15 protein-coding genes and 1 pseudogene are annotated in these 17,334 nt (G+C 60.4%); 10 read left to right on the forward strand and 6 right to left on the reverse strand.

What is annotated here, in order from left to right; all coding sequences use genetic code 11:
- Window positions 1–6: 6 nt before the first annotated feature.
- The 7 genes and pseudogenes from NVV94_RS07125 to arfB all read left to right on the forward strand — a co-directional run bounded on the left by NVV94_RS07125 (window position 7) and on the right by arfB (window position 7,351).
- Window positions 7–636: an L-threonylcarbamoyladenylate synthase gene (locus tag NVV94_RS07125; protein WP_258446517.1), complete on the forward strand. Its 630-nt coding sequence runs from the start codon at window positions 7–9 to the stop codon at window positions 634–636.
- A 131-nt stretch (window positions 637–767) separates the two neighbouring features.
- On the forward strand, window positions 768–1,466 hold the full coding sequence (locus NVV94_RS07130; RefSeq protein WP_258447639.1) for a ScpA family protein: 699 nt from the start codon (window positions 768–770) through the stop codon (window positions 1,464–1,466).
- A 5-nt stretch (window positions 1,467–1,471) separates the two neighbouring features.
- Window positions 1,472–2,230 (forward strand): annotated as a pseudogene (gene scpB, locus NVV94_RS07135) (SMC-Scp complex subunit ScpB); the annotation flags it as partial.
- 189 nt (window positions 2,231–2,419) lie between these two features.
- On the forward strand, window positions 2,420–3,631 hold the full coding sequence (gene rluB, locus NVV94_RS07140) for a 23S rRNA pseudouridine(2605) synthase RluB (protein ID WP_258446518.1): 1,212 nt from the start codon (window positions 2,420–2,422) through the stop codon (window positions 3,629–3,631).
- A gap of 392 nt (window positions 3,632–4,023) precedes the next feature.
- A complete protein-coding gene (gene hppD / locus NVV94_RS07145; protein ID WP_258446519.1) occupies window positions 4,024–5,106 on the forward strand; it encodes a 4-hydroxyphenylpyruvate dioxygenase in 1,083 nt (360 codons plus the stop codon).
- A 238-nt stretch (window positions 5,107–5,344) separates the two neighbouring features.
- Entirely contained in the window at window positions 5,345–6,763 is a 1,419-nt protein-coding gene (locus NVV94_RS07150; protein ID WP_258446520.1) for an amino acid permease, read from the forward strand.
- Window positions 6,764–6,937: 174 nt separating this feature from the next.
- Window positions 6,938–7,351: an alternative ribosome rescue aminoacyl-tRNA hydrolase ArfB gene (arfB, locus tag NVV94_RS07155; protein ID WP_258446521.1), complete on the forward strand. Its 414-nt coding sequence runs from the start codon at window positions 6,938–6,940 to the stop codon at window positions 7,349–7,351.
- Here arfB and NVV94_RS07160 read toward each other — a convergent pair.
- From NVV94_RS07160 to phhA, 5 genes are all read right to left on the reverse strand, one after another.
- The gene (locus NVV94_RS07160) at window positions 7,348–8,532 is read right to left on the reverse strand and encodes an MFS transporter (RefSeq protein ID WP_258446522.1); all 1,185 of its coding nucleotides are present in this window, start codon (window positions 8,530–8,532) and stop codon (window positions 7,348–7,350) included. The genes arfB and NVV94_RS07160 overlap by 4 nt on opposite strands.
- A gap of 152 nt (window positions 8,533–8,684) precedes the next feature.
- Complete coding sequence (locus NVV94_RS07165; RefSeq protein WP_258446523.1) at window positions 8,685–8,822, reverse strand: hypothetical protein; 138 nt, start codon at window positions 8,820–8,822, stop codon at window positions 8,685–8,687.
- 193 nt (window positions 8,823–9,015) lie between these two features.
- Complete coding sequence (locus NVV94_RS07170) at window positions 9,016–10,212, reverse strand: amino acid aminotransferase (RefSeq protein ID WP_258446524.1); 1,197 nt, start codon at window positions 10,210–10,212, stop codon at window positions 9,016–9,018.
- Entirely contained in the window at window positions 10,212–10,568 is a 357-nt protein-coding gene (locus NVV94_RS07175) for a 4a-hydroxytetrahydrobiopterin dehydratase (protein WP_258446525.1), read from the reverse strand. Before NVV94_RS07175 ends, NVV94_RS07170 begins: the two co-directional genes overlap by 1 nt.
- 43 nt (window positions 10,569–10,611) lie before the next feature.
- The gene (gene phhA / locus NVV94_RS07180; protein ID WP_258446526.1) at window positions 10,612–11,397 is read right to left on the reverse strand and encodes a phenylalanine 4-monooxygenase; all 786 of its coding nucleotides are present in this window, start codon (window positions 11,395–11,397) and stop codon (window positions 10,612–10,614) included.
- 307 nt (window positions 11,398–11,704) lie between these two features.
- Here phhA and NVV94_RS07185 point away from each other — a divergent pair, with 307 nt between their 5' ends.
- Complete coding sequence (locus NVV94_RS07185) at window positions 11,705–13,261, forward strand: sigma-54-dependent transcriptional regulator (protein ID WP_258446527.1); 1,557 nt, start codon at window positions 11,705–11,707, stop codon at window positions 13,259–13,261.
- Between the two features lie 74 nt (window positions 13,262–13,335).
- Here NVV94_RS07185 and NVV94_RS07190 read toward each other — a convergent pair whose 3' ends face one another.
- On the reverse strand, window positions 13,336–13,596 hold the full coding sequence (locus NVV94_RS07190) for a DUF2790 domain-containing protein (RefSeq protein ID WP_258446528.1): 261 nt from the start codon (window positions 13,594–13,596) through the stop codon (window positions 13,336–13,338).
- 429 nt (window positions 13,597–14,025) lie between these two features.
- Here NVV94_RS07190 and acs point away from each other — a divergent pair, with 429 nt between their 5' ends.
- Window positions 14,026–15,981 carry an acetate--CoA ligase gene (acs, locus tag NVV94_RS07195; RefSeq protein WP_258446529.1) on the forward strand — a complete coding sequence of 652 codons (1,956 nt, stop codon included), beginning with the start codon at window positions 14,026–14,028 and terminating at the stop codon, window positions 15,979–15,981.
- Between the two features lie 565 nt (window positions 15,982–16,546).
- A complete protein-coding gene (locus NVV94_RS07200; protein ID WP_258446530.1) occupies window positions 16,547–17,323 on the forward strand; it encodes an ABC transporter substrate-binding protein in 777 nt (258 codons plus the stop codon).
- Window positions 17,324–17,334: the final 11 nt, after the last annotated feature.

A 17,334-nucleotide genomic window follows, 5' to 3' on the forward strand; every position in this document is an offset into this window, starting at 1 on the left:
GAAAATGTGAGTCAATTTTTCCAGATTCATCCGGAAAACCCGCAAGTGCGCCTGATCAAACAGGCGGTAGAAATCATCCGCAAGGGCGGAGTGGTGATCTACCCGACCGACTCTTCCTATGCCATGGGTTGCCAGATCGGTGACAAGAATGCGGTGGAACGGGTGCGGCGTCTGCGCCAGCTGGACAACAATCACAATTTCACGCTGATTTGCTGCGACTTGTCGCAGCTGGGCCTGTTCGCCAAGATCGATACCGGTACGTTTCGCCTGCTCAAGGCACATACCCCCGGGCCTTACACCTTTATCCTCAACGCTACCCGGGAAGTCCCGCGCCTGTTGCTGCATCCCAAGCGTCGGACCATCGGCCTGCGCGTCCCGAGCCATCCGATCGCGCTGGCGTTGCTGGAGCAGCTGGGCGAGCCGCTGATGAGCGTGACCCTGATCATGCCCGGCGAGAGCATGCCGATGAGCGATCCCTATGAAATGCGCCAGCTGCTCGAGCATCAGGTCGACCTGATCATCGACGGTGGCTTTGGTGGCGTGGAGGCGTCGACCGTGATCAACCTGGCCGACGATGAGCCGGAAGTCATCCGGGTCGGTTGTGGCGACCCAACGCCTTTTCTGGTCGAAGCGTGAGCAAGGTAGCAGCCGACACCGAGCAGCCCATGGATCCCCAGGCCGGTGCCCAGCAGGAACTGCCCTTTGCCCTGGTCTACGGCCAGGCGCTCACCGAAATGCCGGTCGACCTGTACATCCCGCCCGATGCGCTGGAAGTCTTTCTCGAAGCATTCGAAGGCCCGCTCGACCTGTTGCTGTACTTGATCCGCAAGCAGAACATCAACATCCTCGATATCCCGGTGGCGGAAATCACCCGGCAGTACATGGGCTATGTCGAACTGATGAAGACCGTGCGCCTGGAGCTGGCCGCCGAGTACCTGGTGATGGCCGCCATGCTCGCCGAAATCAAATCGCGCATGTTGCTGCCACGGTCTGCCGAAGTCGAAGCCGAGGAAGACGACCCGCGTGCCGAGCTGATCCGGCGCTTGCAGGAGTACGAACGCTTCAAGGCCGCCGCCGAAGGTATCGATGGCTTGAGCCGGGTTGGCCGCGACCTGTACGTGCCCAAGCTGGACGCCCCGCAGGCCAAGGCGCGCAAGTTGCTGCCCGATGTCAGCCTGGAGGAATTGCTGATGTCGATGGCTGAAGTGCTGCGCCGCGGCGACATGTTCGAAAGCCATCAGGTCAGCCGGGAAGCCTTGTCCACCCGCGAGCGCATGAGCGACGTACTGGAGCGGCTCAAGGGCGGTGGGTTTGTGCCGTTTGTCGAGCTGTTCACCGCCGAAGAGGGCAAACTGGGCGTTGTCGTGACGTTTATGGCGATTCTCGAGCTGGTCAAGGAATCCTTGATCGAACTGGTGCAAAATGAGCCATTTGCGGCGATTCATGTCCGTGCCCGAGCCGAGTAACACCGATGAATTTGAATGAACCGCGCGAACTTGCGCCTTTGCTGGAAGCGTTTTTGCTGGCCTCGGGCAAACCGCAATCGCTCGATCGCCTGTATGAACTGTTCGAAGAAGGCGAGCGCCCGGAGCCGCCTGTGTTCAAGAAGGCCCTCGAACTGCTGCGCAAATCCTCTGAAGGCCGGGCCTTCGAGCTGGTGGAAGTGGCGTCCGGCTATCGCTTGCAGATCCGCGAGAAGTTCTCCCCGTGGGTCGGTCGGCTCTGGGAAGAGCGGCCGCAACGCTATTCCCGCGCCATGCTCGAGACCATGGCCCTGATTGCCTACCGCCAACCCATCACCCGTGGTGAAATCGAAGACGTGCGCGGCGTTGCGGTCAACAGCAACATCGTCAAGACCCTGCTCGAGCGTGAGTGGATTCGCATCGTCGGGTACCGCGAAGTGCCGGGCCGCCCGGCGATGTTCGCGACCACCAAGGCCTTTCTCGATCACTTCAACCTGAAGAACCTCGACGATCTGCCGCCCCTGGCCGAGCTGCGCGAGCTGGAGCCGGCACCGGTGCTGGACTTCGACGATGCACCGGTGCCTGCTCACTTGCAGGCATTGGCCGATGAAAGCGCCGAGGTGCAAACTCCGCGCGACGAAACCAGCTTTCGCAGCCTGCTGGTCGAACTCGACACCATGGAGGAGGGCCTCAAGACCGACTTCGATGACTTGCTCGAACCTGCGTCGGATGGTGCAGAGGAGGGCGAGGCGCTTGAGACCGAGCCCGGTTCGCGCCAGGACTGAAGCCATCCGGTCGGCGGAAAAAACCGGCACAGCGACTTTTTCGACTAGTCTCAGATGCGCGTCAGCCGCCATGAGCGTATGATTCGCGACCTTTTGGCGATTCATTCGCCGCAATACTGGTTTCCAATACCGCGGGTCTTGGCCTGCGTCGACACACCGGGAGGTGCCCAGATGAGTGAACACGATCAGAAAGACGACCAGGTAATTCGCCCCGCCGGCGAAAAGCTGCAAAAAGTGCTGGCGCGCATAGGCGTGGGTTCGCGCCGCGACGTCGAGGCCTGGATTGCCCAGGGCCGGATCAAGGTCAACGGCGTAGAGGCCACCCTTGGCCAGCGCGTCGACCTGCACGACGCGATTTCGGTCGATGGCCGCGTGATCAAGCGCGAAGAAGCCGCCGAAACCGTTCGCCGCGTCATCATGTACAACAAGCCGGACGGTGAGATCTGCACCCGCGACGACCCCGAGGGGCGCCCGACCGTGTTCGATCGCCTGCCACGGCCGAAGGAAGGGCGCTGGATCAACATCGGCCGCCTGGACATCAATACCACCGGGCTGCTGATGTTCACCACCGATGGTGAGCTGGCCAACCGCCTGATGCACCCGTCCTACGAGATGGACCGTGAATACGCTGTGCGTGTACGCGGCGAAGTCGACGACGACATGCTGTTGCGCCTCAAGAACGGCGTGATCCTGGAAGACGGCCCTGCGCGTTTCACCGATATTCAGGAAGCCCCGGGCGGTGAAGGCTTCAACCATTGGTACCACTGCGTGGTGATGGAAGGCCGTAACCGCGAAGTCCGTCGCCTGTGGGAATCCCAGGGGGTCGTGGTCAGCCGGCTCAAGCGCGTGCGTTTCGGCCCGGTGTTCCTCAACTCCGATCTGCCGATGGGGCGCTGGCGCGAAATGAGCCAGGGCGAAGTCGATATCCTGGCTGCCGAAGTCGGCCTGACCCCTGTCGCCATGCCACAGATGAACGCCAAGTCCAAGGACAAGCTCGAGCGGATGCAGCGCAAGTCCTCGCGGCCGGTTGGTCGTGGCGAGCGCGTGCGCACCTTGCGCCCGGCCAACGATGCCCCGGCTGGCGAGCGCCCGGCGCGCGAGCCGCGTGCACCTCGCAGCGAAGAGCAACGTCCGGTGCGCACGCCGCGTGGTGAAGCTCCTCGCAAAGAGTCTCCGCGTAAAGAGGCTCCACGCAAGGATTCGAGCCGTGGTACGCCGGTGGCCGAGCGCCCGAGCGATACCAACAAGCGTCCGGCCAAGCCAGCGCACAAGCGTCCGGGTATCGTGCTGGTCGAAGATGGGCCGTCGGGCAAGCGTCGTGGTCCGCCGGCTGGTAGCGGGCAGCGTCCGGGGTTTGGGCGTCGCAAGCCGAAGCCTGAGTAATAGCGACCGCTTCGCGGTCGATCGCGGGCAAGCCCGCTCCCACAAAGGACCAGGGTGTGCCCAAGATTGTGTGAACACCTGTGGGAGCTGGCTTGCCAGCGATAGGGCCGCCAGGCCCTCAAACAAGCAAAACGCCAACCCCAGGGTTGGCGTTTTGCATTTATGCCCTGGCAACTATCTGAACCACCCCGTAAACAAAACGTTACGAAAACAGCTCCAATTGCCAGCCAATCAGCCTGCCCGATCCATCTGTATAAATTTTTTGCCGCATCTTGCGCCCAAGCGTCTGTTTCCCGCCTCCCACCGCCTTGCCCCAAAACCCCCACAGCGGTCTGATATGCCTATGCCGCCGTGCACAGCAGGTCCCCGGCCAGAATAATAAGGGAGGCGCAATGAACGCCGTGAACAAGATCGAGCAACACAATCCCATCGGTACCGACGGGTTTGAATTCGTCGAATACACCGCACCCACCGCCGAAGGCATCGAGCAGCTGCGTGAGCTGTTCATCTCCATGGGCTTCACCGAAACGGCGCGCCACCGCAGCAAGGAAGTCTTTCTGTTCCAGCAGAACGACATCAACTTCGTGCTCAACGGCAGCCCCACCGGGCACGTTCATGAATTCGCCCTCAAGCATGGCCCCAGCGCCTGTGCCATGGCCTTCCGGGTCAAGAACGCCGGCCAGGCGGCCGCCTATGTCCAGGCGCAAGGCGCCAGGCTGGTGGGCAGCCATGCGAATTTCGGCGAGCTGAATATCCCCTGCGTCGAAGGCATTGGCGGTTCCCTGCTTTATCTGGTCGACCGTTATGGCGACAAGACCATCTATGACGTGGATTTCGAGTTCATCGAAGGGCGCACGGCCACGGACAACGCCGTGGGCCTGAGCCATATCGATCACCTGACCCATAACGTCAAGCGCGGGCAGATGGATGTCTGGTCCAATTTCTACGAGCGCATCGCCAACTTCCGCGAAATCCGCTACTTCGATATCGAAGGCAAGCTCACCGGCCTGCTGTCCCGGGCAATGACCGCACCTTGCGGCAAAATCCGCATTCCGATCAATGAATCGGCCGACGACAAATCCCAGATCGAAGAATTTATCCGTGAATACCATGGCGAAGGCATTCAGCACATTGCCCTGGCCAGCGACGACATCTACCAGACCGTACGCCGGTTGCGGGCCAACGGCGTCGAGTTCATGGCCACCCCGGACACTTACTACGACAAGGTCGACCAGCGTGTGGTCGGGCATGGTGAACCCACCGAAGTGCTGCGTGAGCTGGGTCTGTTGATCGACGGTTCACCCACCGACGACGGCATTCTGCTGCAGATCTTCACCCACACGGTGATTGGCCCGATCTTCTTTGAAATCATCCAGCGCAAAGGCAACCAGGGCTTTGGCGAGGGCAATTTCAAGGCGCTGTTCGAGTCCATCGAAGAAGACCAGATCAAGCGAGGCGTGCTCAAGGAACAGTGACGCACGTGTTGAACCCTGCTTATGGCACCGGTGTACAATGCGCGGCGTTTTAACTGTGACCCAACTGCGTACCGCGCAAAACTGCGGACGTCGAGCCCTCGCCAACACTGGTAGCCGCCAGTGCGGAACGGTTCATGTCCACTAAATTCGAGGCTATCCGCCTTGTTCACTCCGCTGCGCCACGAGCGCGGTGGGTCCGATTCCGTCACAGACAAAAACAAACAGGTGACTCCGTTAAATGAGTGGACAAAACTCGCATTCAGGTGAGCTGAAACGCGGCCTGAAAAATCGCCATATCCAGCTGATCGCCCTCGGTGGCGCGATCGGCACCGGACTGTTCCTGGGCTCGGCCGGGGTACTCAAGTCGGCGGGTCCGTCGATGATTCTCGGCTACGCGATCTGCGGCTTCATCGCCTTCATGATCATGCGCCAGTTGGGCGAGATGATCGTTGAAGAACCAGTGGCCGGCTCCTTCAGCCACTTTGCCCATAAATACTGGGGTGGTTTCGCCGGCTTCCTGTCGGGCTGGAACTGCTGGGTGCTGTACATCCTGGTCGGCATGTCCGAGCTGACGGCGGTCGGCAAGTATGTGCACTACTGGTGGCCGGAGATCCCGACCTGGGTTTCGGCGGCGGTCTTCTTCGTGATGATCAACCTGATCAACCTCACCAACGTCAAAGTCTTCGGCGAGGCCGAGTTCTGGTTCGCGATCATCAAGGTGCTGGCGATCGTCGGCATGATCGCCCTGGGCAGCTACTTGCTGGTCAGTGGCAGCGGCGGCCCGCAAGCGTCGGTCAGCAACCTGTGGGAGCACGGTGGCTTCTTCCCTAACGGCGTCAGCGGACTGGTCATGGCCCTGGCCATCATCATGTTCTCCTTTGGCGGCCTGGAAATGCTCGGTTTCACCGCTGCAGAAGCCGACAAGCCCAAGACCGTGATTCCGAAGGCGATCAATCAGGTGATCTACCGGATCCTGATTTTCTACATCGGCGCTCTGGTGGTGCTGTTGTCGCTGACCCCGTGGGACAGCCTGCTGACCAGCCTCAATGCTTCCGGTGATGCCTACAGCGGCAGCCCGTTCGTACAAGTGTTCTCGATGCTGGGCAGCGACACGGCGGCGCACATCCTCAACTTCGTGGTCCTGACCGCAGCGTTGTCGGTGTACAACAGTGGTACCTACTGTAATGCGCGGATGCTCTTCGGCATGGCCGAACAGGGCGATGCCCCGCGCGCGCTGGCCAAGATCGACAAGCGCGGCGTGCCGGTGCGGGCGATCCTGACCTCGGCGGTGGTAACCCTGGTAGCGGTGTTGCTCAACTACTTCGTCCCGCAGCATGCGCTGGAGCTGTTGATGTCGCTGGTCGTGGCGGCACTGGTGATCAACTGGGCGATGATCAGCTACTCGCACCTGAAGTTCCGCCAGCACATGCTGCGGACCAAACAGTCCCCGCTGTTCAAGGCGCTGTGGTACCCCTACGGCAACTACATCTGCCTGGCCTGGGTGGTGTTCATCCTCGGTATCATGCTGCTGATTCCGGGTATCCAGATGTCGGTCTATGCGATTCCGGTGTGGCTGCTGGTCATGTGGGGTTGCTATGTGCTCAAGACCCGGCGCAGTGCTGTAGCCGCTGCCACCAAGCTGCGCTCGCCTGCGTAGCGGGCGCAGGATCTCAAGACCGCAATAGAGGTCCTGGCGGACCTCAGCGCAGCCTGGCGGCAGCGGCTACAAGTTGTGCGTCTATCCCCTGAAACCCGGCCCACGCGCCGGGTTTTTTGTTTTGCGCGGTGGAGCGGGTATCCTGAGCATTCTGCCTTTACCCAAGTGTGCCCCATGCTGGTGATTTCCAACGCCGTGCATCTGCCCGATGCCGAGATCGAATTGACCGCCATCCGCGCCCAGGGCGCCGGGGGGCAGAACGTCAATAAGGTCTCCAGTGCCGTGCACTTGCGCTTCGATATCCAGGCTTCGTCCTTGCCACCGTTCTACAAGGAGCGGTTGCTGGCGTTGCGTGACAGTCGGATCACCAGCGAAGGGGTCATTGTCATCAAGGCCCAGCAGTACCGGACCCAGGAGCAGAATCGCGCCGATGCCCTCGAGCGCCTGCGTGAATTGATTGTCAGTGCGGCCAAGGTCGAGAAGGCCCGCCGGCCCACCCGCCCGACCCTGGGTTCCAAGACTCGCCGGCTGGAGACCAAGAGCAAGCGAGGGACGATCAAGGCCGGCCGCGGCAAGGTGGATTACTAACGGGGCCGGCGGCGCGCCTGGCGATACAGGTAGAGGCTGATCAGCAAGCCGCCAATCGCAGCGAAGGCCGCGAACAGAAAGATTGAAGCGAAGCCGAACCCCGCCGCAATGGCACCCGCCAGAGGGCCGGTGATACCCAGCGACAAGTCGATGAACAGCGAGTAGGCACCCACCGCCGCACCGCGACTGGAGGCTGGCACCAGGTTGACCGCTTCCACGCCCAGCGCGGGAAACACCAGCGAGAAACCGAAACCGCTCAAGGCTGCCCCGGCCAGGGCGAGTTCCGCGCTGGGCGCCAGCCACAGCAGCAGTAGCCCGAGGGTTTCCACCGAGAGGCAGGCAATGGCCACCCTGAACCCGCCGATGCGGTTGATCAGGTTGCCGAACAACAAGCGTGCGCTGATGAAGCTGGCGCCGAACAGGCTCAGGCAGAGCGCTGCATTGGCCCAGTCGTGGCTGGCGTAGTAAAGGGTGATGAAGGTGGCAATGGTGCCGAAGCCTATCGAGCCCAGGGCCAGGCCCGAGCCATGTGGCAGCACGCGGCCCAGCACATGCAGGAACGGCATGCGCTCACCGGCCACAACAGGCGCCGCCTGTTTTGGCCAGGCCAGGGCCACGCCGATGGCGGCCAGCAACATGATGCTGACGCCCATGCTCCACAAACCGAACTGCTGGACCAGCACGACGCCGAGCGGGGCGCCGATGGCCAGCGCGCCGTAACTGGCGATGCCATTCCAGGAAATCACCTTGGCCGTATTCTGCGCGCCGACCCGGCCGATGCCCCAGCTGATCGAGGCCGAGCCCACCAGGCTTTCGGCACTGCCCAATACCAGGCGTCCGATCAGCAGGCTGATCAGGCTTATCAGCGGCATGCCCTGCAGCCAGCTGGACAGCAACATGAACACACCGCTCAGGCCGCAGCCGGTCAGCCCGTAAAGCACGGCACGCTTGCTGCCGTGCGTGTCTATCAAGCGGCTGGCGTAGGGGCGGCTGAGCAGCGTGGCCAGGTACTGCACACTGATCACCAGGCCGGCAATCACCGCGCCGAAGCCCAGGTCGCTGTGAACGTAGCCGGGCAGGACCGCCAGTGGAATACCGATATTCAGATAGCCAATGAAGGTGAACAGCACAATTGAGACGACTTGCAGCGTGACCGCCATGGGGTGCTGGGTATCAGGCATGGAAAGAACCGCAGGGAAAAATACTTAGCTGGCTATGATAAGCCTGAAGGACGCCGAGAGGGGCGTTGTGCAGGAGAAAAAGCTTTTGAGCTGTGTGAAAGCGCACTGGCATGGGCAGCGACGGCTTTCACACAGTCTGTCAGGAGCGCTCGTCAGCCTTGGCTGTCAGCGCTGAGGGTTTCATCGGCTTCGGTTTCAGCCTTGAATGCGGGCTCGGTGCCGGCGGTTTGGGAAGGCTGCTGCTCTGGTTCGTGCAGGCTTGGGAAGGGGAGGTTGGGGATTTCGTGCATCGTCGTCACACCTCGCAAGTGCTGGTTGATTGGAAAAAGCACAGGCAGGGTACAGCAGTTTTCATGACAGGGAGATTTTAACTGCCGACTGGCTGGGGGATTTTGTGGTGTCTCATAGGGCCTTATCGCTGGCAAGCCAGCTCCTACAGGGTTCGCGTGAACTTTGTAGGAGCTGGCTTGCCAGCGATCGATTTCACGCCGTACACACCTCGGAAATCGCCTTGGCCAGCGCATCCAGCCGCGTGGCGTCAATGCCCGCCACGTTGGCGCGACCGGAGCCGACCATGTAGACGCTATGCTTCTCGCGCAACTGCTGAACCTGCGCCGACGTCAGCCCGGTATAGGAGAACATCCCGCGTTGCACGCCGATATGAGCGAAATGCTCAGACAGGCCGTAAGGCGCCAGCGCCTCCAGAAGCCCGCTGCGCAGTTGCGCGATACGCAGGCGCATGCCTTCGACTTCGTCGGCCCACAGGCTTTTCAGCCCAGGGTTGCCGAGGATTTCCGCAACCACGGCGGCGCCATGGTCCGGCGGCGTCGACCACAGGTTGCGGGCGATGAAGGCCAGCTGGCTGCGTACATCCAGCAGCTTCTGCGCATCGCTGGCACATACCAGCAATGCGCCGGTGCGCTCGCGGTACAGGCCGAAGTTCTTCGAGCAGGAGCTGGTGATCAGCAACTCGGGCAGCGCCTCGGCGAACAGTCGCACCGCCCAGGCGTCCTGCTCCAGGCCATCACCGAAGCCCTGGTAGGCGAAGTCGATCAGAGGCAACAGGTCGCGCCGGCGAACCACGTCCAGTACCTGCTTCCAGTCTGCCTGGGACAAATCGAAGCCGGTCGGGTTGTGGCAGCAAGCATGCAACAGAACGATGTCACCCTTGGGCACGGCTTCCAGCGCTGCCAGCATCGCCGGGACATTCAGGCGATTGTCCTGGCCGACATAAGGGTAGTGGCCCACTTTCAGCCCCGCCGTGGCGAAGATGGTTTCGTGGATCGGCCAGGTCGGGTCGCTCAGCCAGATACCGCGCCCGGGCAAGCAGTGCTTGATGAAATCGGCGCACAGGCGCAGTGCGCCCGTGCCGCCCGGGGTCTGGGTGGCGCCGACACGCAATTCGCGCAACAGCCTGGAATCGCTGCCCAGTACCAGCTCGCTGAGCAACTGGCCAAAGGTGCTGTCGCCGTGACCGCCGACGTAGGTCTTGCTGGTCTGGCGATCGAGCAGGCGTTGCTCGGCCTGCTTGACGGCCGCCAGCACTGGCGTCAGGCCCATGGCGTCCTTGTAGACGCCCACGCCCAGGTCAAATTTGTTAGGATTCGCATCCTTGGCGTAGGACTCCATCAAGCCCAGGATCGGATCGCCAGGTACCCGCTCGATTGGGCCGAAGTGCATTACTTGCGGCCCTCGGCTTCCTTGGCGACTTCATCGGTACGCGCTGCCATGATGAAGTCGTTGCGGTGCAGGCCCTTGATCGAGTGGCTCCACCAGGTGACGGTGACCTTGCCCCATTCGGTCAGCAGGCCTGGGTGATGGCCTTCGGCTTCGGAGATTTCACCCACTGCGTTGGTAAACGCCAGGGCGTGTTTGAAGTTCTTGAACAGGAAGGCCTTCTCCAGCTGCATCACGCCATCGCGCACTTCAATGTTCCAGTCAGGGATCTGCTTGATCAGTACCGGCAGTTCTTCGTCGCTGACCTGAGGGGCATCGGCGCGGCAGGCTTCACAATGGGCTTGGTTCAAGGCGTTCATATGGGTTTCCTGAAGACTATTGTTATGGTTTGACTGAAAGCGCTCAGGCGGCTTTCGGTGGAAATTTCGGAGTGTGCAAGCCCATCTGCATGGCCTGCTCGACCATGCCCATGATGTCTTCATGGGCCAGGTCGAACAGCCGCTTGAGATCCGGCAGGACGAAATACAGTGGCTGCAGGATATCAATGCGATACGGGGTACGCATGGCTTCGCGTGGATCGAACGCCTGGTGTTCGGGCTCGCCCGACAGACTGTAGACGGTTTCCTTCGGCGAGGAGAGGATGCCGCCACCGTAGATCCGACGGCCCTGGGCGGTCTCGACCAGGCCGAACTCGATGGTCATCCAGTACAGGCGGGCCAGGTAGACGCGCTGCTCCTTGGTGGCCTTGAGGCCTAGCTTGCCATAAGTGTGGGTGAATTCGGCGAACCAGGGGTTGGTCAGCAATGGGCAGTGGCCGAAGATCTCGTGGAAGATGTCCGGTTCTTGCAGGTAGTCCAGCTCTTCTTCGGTACGAATGAAGGTGGCCACCGGAAACTGTTTGTTGGCCAGCAACTCGAAAAAGGTCTGGAAGGGAATCAGTGCCGGAACTCGCGCAACCTGCCAGCCGGTGGTGGCGGCGAGCACCTTGTTGATCTCGCCCAGTTGCGGGATGCGGTCATGGGGCAGGCCCAGATGGTCGATGCCGTCCAGGTATTCCTGGCACGCACGGCCCTGGACCACCTTCAATTGACGGGTGATCAGGGTGTTCCAGACGGCGTGCTCTTGCGGCGAATACTCGATGAATCCCTGGTCATCGGGCTTGCGAGCCACGTACTTCGTCTGCTTCATACTGCACTCCTGCTGAGGGCCATTATTGTTATGGGTTGTTGCGATGACGATTGTTGCAATGAGTTAGTGATAACCCACGGCGCCGCAGCTTGCATCCACCCCCAGGGCTTTGGGTCGGTCAAAGGTGCCGGTATTTCGTAACGAAAACTTTACGATTATGCCGAAATGCCGTAAACGCTGACCTTGTTGCTGTTGAAATGTCCTGTATATGTCACATAATCTTGACGATTATTCGCGCTCCTCTATAAATAATTTTAGTCAAAAGCGCTGTTTCAGCCCGCCTCAGCCACCGTCATGGGCCCTTTTTATGCGTATCAAAGTCCACTGCCAGAACCGCATCGGCATTCTTCGCGACATTCTCAACCTGCTCGTGGAATACGGGATCAACGTCGCCCGCGGTGAAGTGGGTGGGGAACACGGCAACGCCATCTATCTGCATTGCCCGAACCTGATCAATCTGCAGTTCCAGGCCCTGCGGCCGAAATTCGAAGCTATCGGCGGTGTGTTCGGCGTCAAGCGGGTGGGGCTGATGCCCAGCGAGCGTCGGCACATGGAGCTCAATGCCTTGCTCGGTGCGCTGGAGTTTCCGGTCTTGTCGATCGACATGGGCGGCTCGATCGTCGCGGCCAACCGGGCGGCGGCGCAGTTGCTCGGGGTGCGCGTGGATGAAGTGCCGGGCATGCCCCTGTCGCGCTATGCCGAAGACTTCGACCTGCCGGAGCTGGTCCGGGCCAACAAATCGCGGATCAATGGCCTGCGGGTCAAGGTCAAGGGCGATGTGTTTCTGGCCGACATCGCGCCGCTGCAATCAGAACACGACGACAGTGAGGCCCTGGCCGGTGCGGTGTTGACCCTGCACCGGGCCGACCGCATCGGCGAGCGCATCTACCATGTGCGCAAACAGGAGCTGCGCGGTTTCGACAGCATCTTCCAGAGCTCGAAAGTGATGGCGGCGGTGGTGCGCGAGGCGCGGCGCATGGCACCGTTGGACGCGCCGCTGTTGATCGAGGGCGAAACCGGCACCGGCAAGGAGCTGCTCGCACGTGCCTGTCACTTGGCGAGCCCGCGTGGGCAGTCACCTTTGATGGCGCTCAACTGCGCCGGACTTCCCGAGTCCATGGCTGAAACCGAATTGTTCGGTTACGGCCCGGGCGCCTTTGAGGGTGCACGCGCCGAAGGCAAGCTCGGGCTGTTGGAGCTGACAGCAGGTGGCACGCTGTTTCTCGACGGTGTCGGTGAGATGAGCCCGCGCCTGCAGGTCAAGCTGCTGCGCTTTCTGCAGGATGGCTGTTTCCGTCGGGTCGGTAGCGACGAAGAGGTCTATCTGGATGTGCGGGTGATCTGCGCCACGCAGGTGGACTTGTCCGAGCTGTGCGCCCGGGGCGAATTCCGCCAGGACCTGTATCACCGGCTCAATGTGTTGTCCCTGCATATCCCGCCCCTGCGTGAATGCCTTGATGGCCTACCCCCGCTGGTCGAGCATTTTCTTGACCAGGCCAGCCGGCAAATCGGTTGCCCTTTGCCCAAATTGGCCCCGGCGGCCATGGACCGGCTCAGCCATTATCATTGGCCAGGCAATGTGCGGCAGTTGGAGAATGTCCTGTTCCAGGCGGTTTCCCTGTGCGAGGGTGGGGTGGTCAAGGCCGAGCATATTCGCTTGCCTGATTACAATGTCCGGCAGCCATTGGGAGAGTTTTCCCTGGAAGGAAGTCTGGAGGAGATTGTCGGGCGTTTTGAAAAGGCGGTGCTGGAGCGGTTGCATGCCGAATATCCCAGCAGTCGTTTGTTAGGCAAGCGCCTGGGCGTTTCACATACGACGATTGCCAACAAGATGCGTGACTATGAGCGGATCAAATCCGAATGACTCAGGTCTCAAGTCGAGGTCGGCGGCGCGCCTCTTGTATCGACAGAGGAGGCGCCGCTGCGAGCTCGCTTGAATCAGCCGTTGGAGCAACCGTTGCCCATTACGCGGTATTCGAGAATGTGCTTCTTGCCCTGCGAGTCCTCGTAGGTCATGCGCGCCGGTATCACTTCGCAGACGTTGGGGATTGCGGTCATCGAAATGACCTTGGCAATGTCCAAGTGTTTCGAGTATGTGTACTGTTCAACCGGGATCTGTTCAGCTACATCGGTTGTAACTTCTTCAGCCATTGCCGTGGCGCACAAAGTACTCAGTGCCAGTACCAATAGAGCTTTCATCGCGAGTTTACCTTTTCTACGGTCGTAAGAGGTCACGTAGCCCTTGTGGGGCTACGTGTGGAACCAAATTGAACGTCGGGGATTAGTTCAGGATTAACGTGCCTTCGTGGGGGCTGTTGCAATGTGTTAATCGCGTTGCCTTGATTGGCGGAGTGAAGTTTAGGTGGCGGCCAAAGTTCAAAACAGAGCGGCTTTTGATAAACACTTTTTACGGAACTGGTAACAATCGGGTCGCTCACGGCCGGGCGGGTGGTGCGAGGGCCGAACGGGGTCTGAATTGGTACGTGGGTGCAAGGTCCGGGCTTGAGCGGTTGCCGCACAATTCAGGGCAAAAAGAGGATTGTTACTACCAACGTCGAATGGTTTATCGGGTCTGGTACAGTTACAAACAGCCCATACAAAAACAACTATTCCACCGAGGTAACAAAGATGAGTGCGGCTTCCCTGTATCCCGTTCGTCCCGAGGTAGCGGCCACCACGTTGACCGATGAGGCCACCTACAAGGCCATGTACCAGCAGTCGGTGATCAACCCGGACGGCTTCTGGCGCGAGCAAGCCCAGCGCCTCGACTGGATCAAGCCCTTTACCAAGGTCAAGCAGACCTCCTTCGACGACCACCATGTCGATATCAAATGGTTTGCCGACGGTACGCTGAACGTCTCCTACAACTGCCTCGACCGTCATCTGGCCGAGCGCGGCGATCAAGTGGCAATCATCTGGGAAGGCGACGATCCTTCCGAACATCGCAACATCACCTACCGCGAACTGCACACCGAGGTCTGCAAGTTCGCCAACGCCCTGCGCGGTCAGGATGTGCACCGTGGTGATGTGGTCACCATCTACATGCCGATGATCCCCGAGGCCGTGGTGGCGATGCTGGCCTGTGCCCGCATCGGCGCGATCCACTCGGTGGTGTTCGGTGGCTTCTCGCCCGAAGCCCTGGCCGGGCGGATCATCGACTGCAAGTCCAAAGTGGTGATTACCGCCGACGAAGGCCTGCGTGGCGGCAAGCGGACGGCGCTCAAGGCCAATGTCGACCTGGCGCTGACCAACCCGGAAACCGCCAGCGTGCAGAAAATCATCGTGTGCAAGCGCACCGGTGGCGACATCGCCTGGCACCAGCATCGCGACATCTGGTACGAAGACCTGATGAAGGTTGCGTCGAGCCATTGCGCCCCCAAGGAAATGGGCGCCGAAGAGGCCCTGTTCATCCTCTACACCTCCGGCTCCACCGGCAAGCCCAAGGGCGTGCAGCACACCACCGGCGGTTACCTGGTGTATGCCGCACTGACCCATGAGCGGGTGTTCGACTACAAGCCGGGCGAGGTCTACTGGTGCACCGCCGACGTCGGTTGGGTCACCGGCCACAGTTACATCGTCTACGGGCCGCTGGCCAACGGCGCCACCACCGTCCTGTTCGAGGGTGTGCTGAACTATCCGGACATCACCCGCGTGTCGAAAATCATCGACAAGCACCAGGTCAACATCCTCTACACCGCGCCAACCGCGATCCGCGCCATGATGGCCGAAGGGCAGGCGGCCGTGGCCGGCGCCGATGGCTCCAGCCTGCGCCTGCTCGGTTCGGTGGGCGAGCCGATCAACCCCGAAGCCTGGAACTGGTACTACAACACGGTCGGCCAGCAACGCTGCCCGATCGTCGACACCTGGTGGCAGACCGAGACCGGGGGCGTACTGATCAGCCCATTGCCGGGCGCAACGGCGCTCAAGCCGGGCTCGGCGACCCGCCCGTTCTTCGGCGTGGTGCCGGCGCTGGTGGATAACCTGGGCAACCTGATCGAGGGCGCGGCCGAGGGCAACCTGGTGATTCTCGATTCCTGGCCGGGCCAGGCGCGGACCCTGTACGGCGACCATGACCGTTTCGTCGATACCTACTTCAAGACCTTCCGTGGCATGTATTTCACCGGTGACGGCGCCCGTCGCGATGAAGACGGCTACTACTGGATCACCGGTCGCGTCGATGACGTGCTCAACGTCTCCGGCCACCGCATGGGCACGGCCGAGATCGAGAGTGCCATGGTCGCCCACCCGAAAGTCGCCGAAGCGGCCGTGGTCGGTGTGCCGCACGACATCAAGGGGCAGGGCATCTATGTCTATGTCACCCTCAACGGTGGCGAGGAGGCCAACGACGCGCTGCGCATCGAGCTGAGAAACTGGGTGCGCAAGGAGATCGGCCCGATCGCTTCGCCGGATGTGATCCAGTGGGCGCCAGGCTTGCCCAAGACCCGTTCCGGGAAAATCATGCGGCGTATCCTGCGCAAGATTGCCACGGCCGAGTATGACGCCCTGGGCGATATCTCCACCCTGGCCGACCCGAGTGTGGTGCAGCACCTGATCGATACGCACAAGACCATGAACGTCGCCTGATAGTTACAGGTGTCGTCCAGGCCCCGCCCGGCTACTTGCCGCGCGGGGTTTTTTTCATTCGGGCGATTTAGCGGCTGCGTTTTCAAAGCCGGGAGAAATCGGCTAACAAAAAGAAACGTCCTACTGTTACTTGTGAATTCTCCGGTAACCAATGCTGTCACCGGTGATGCACAATTTCGGGTCGAAGCGACACATTGAGTGAGGGTTTCGGGGACTTTTACGAGCCATTTTTAACAAGATTGCTCGCTGGACTTGCCGGATTAGAGGGCTTTGCCAATAATAGGCCCGCAAATTGCTTTATAAACAGGTTTTATTTCTTTTGCTTTCGCATAATCTGCGCGGGCTGTCAATTCTTCCAAGTCACATTTCCAGCGCTTCTGTAACTAGTTGTCGCATTGAAGAAATATCGACTTCGGGGCTGTCGTTAAAATGCTGATCACTGGCTCGTGGCGTTCTGACACCCGTCGGCACGCGCAGGGCACTGTATTTCTCTGCTGTACTCATTCGCATATTGGGCTTGCCGCTCACTCTGCCTTGTTTCGCCCTTTACCGATGGAGTCCTGAGATGAAAAAACTCGCGTTTCTTGGCGCCCTGGCGCTGTCCGTGCTGTCGCTGTCGTCCTTTGCCGATGAAAAGCCGCTGAAAATCGGTATCGAAGCCGCCTACCCTCCATTCGCCTCCAAGGCACCGGACGGCAGCATCGTCGGTTTCGACTACGACATCGGCAATGCCCTGTGCGAAGAAATGAAGGTCAAGTGCGTCTGGGTCGAGCAAGAATTCGACGGCCTGATCCCTGCACTGAAAGTGCGCAAGATCGACGCGATCCTGTCTTCCATGTCGATCACTGAAGATCGCAAGAAGTCGGTCGACTTCACCAGCAAGTACTACAACACCCCGGCTCGCCTGGTGATGAAAGAAGGTACTCAGGTCAGTGACAGCATGTCCGAACTCAAGGGCAAGACTGTCGGAGTGCAGCGCGGCTCGATCCATGATCGCTTCGCCAAGGAAGTTCTCGCGCCACTGGGTGCCGAAGTCAAACCTTACGGTTCGCAGAACGAAATCTACCTGGACCTGGCCGCTGGCCGCCTCGACGGCACTGTGGCAGACGCTACCCTGTTGGATGACGGCTTCCTGAAAACCGATGCAGGCAAGGGCTTTGCTTTTGTCGGGCCAGCCTTTACCGATGTCAAATACTTTGGTGATGGCGTAGGTATCGCTGTGCGCAAGGGTGACAAGGCCAATCTGGACAAGATTAACGCCGCGATCGCTGCCATTCGCGAGAACGGCAAGTACAAGCAAATCCAGGACAAGTACTTCGCGTTCGATATTTACGGCAAGTAAATATGTCGCAG

This window comes from Pseudomonas sp. LS1212 (assembly GCF_024741815.1).
In the GTDB taxonomy this organism is placed as follows: Bacteria; Pseudomonadota; Gammaproteobacteria; order Pseudomonadales; family Pseudomonadaceae; genus Aquipseudomonas.

Coding starts and splice junctions, on each gene's coding strand:
- NVV94_RS07170 (WP_258446524.1), bottom strand. CDS start 10,212: ATGCACTTCGGCCCAATCGAGCGGGTACCTGGCGATCCGATCCTGGGC.
- acs (WP_258446529.1), top strand. CDS start 14,026: ATGAGTGCGGCTTCCCTGTATCCCGTTCGTCCCGAGGTAGCGGCCACC.
- arfB (WP_258446521.1), top strand. CDS start 6,938: ATGCTGGTGATTTCCAACGCCGTGCATCTGCCCGATGCCGAGATCGAA.
- hppD (WP_258446519.1), top strand. CDS start 4,024: ATGAACGCCGTGAACAAGATCGAGCAACACAATCCCATCGGTACCGAC.
- NVV94_RS07185 (WP_258446527.1), top strand. CDS start 11,705: ATGCGTATCAAAGTCCACTGCCAGAACCGCATCGGCATTCTTCGCGAC.
- NVV94_RS07150 (WP_258446520.1), top strand. CDS start 5,345: ATGAGTGGACAAAACTCGCATTCAGGTGAGCTGAAACGCGGCCTGAAA.
- rluB (WP_258446518.1), top strand. CDS start 2,420: ATGAGTGAACACGATCAGAAAGACGACCAGGTAATTCGCCCCGCCGGC.
- NVV94_RS07165 (WP_258446523.1), bottom strand. CDS start 8,822: ATGCACGAAATCCCCAACCTCCCCTTCCCAAGCCTGCACGAACCAGAG.
- NVV94_RS07190 (WP_258446528.1), bottom strand. CDS start 13,596: ATGAAAGCTCTATTGGTACTGGCACTGAGTACTTTGTGCGCCACGGCA.
- NVV94_RS07200 (WP_258446530.1), top strand. CDS start 16,547: ATGAAAAAACTCGCGTTTCTTGGCGCCCTGGCGCTGTCCGTGCTGTCG.
- phhA (WP_258446526.1), bottom strand. CDS start 11,397: ATGAAGCAGACGAAGTACGTGGCTCGCAAGCCCGATGACCAGGGATTC.
- NVV94_RS07175 (WP_258446525.1), bottom strand. CDS start 10,568: ATGAACGCCTTGAACCAAGCCCATTGTGAAGCCTGCCGCGCCGATGCC.
- NVV94_RS07160 (WP_258446522.1), bottom strand. CDS start 8,532: ATGCCTGATACCCAGCACCCCATGGCGGTCACGCTGCAAGTCGTCTCA.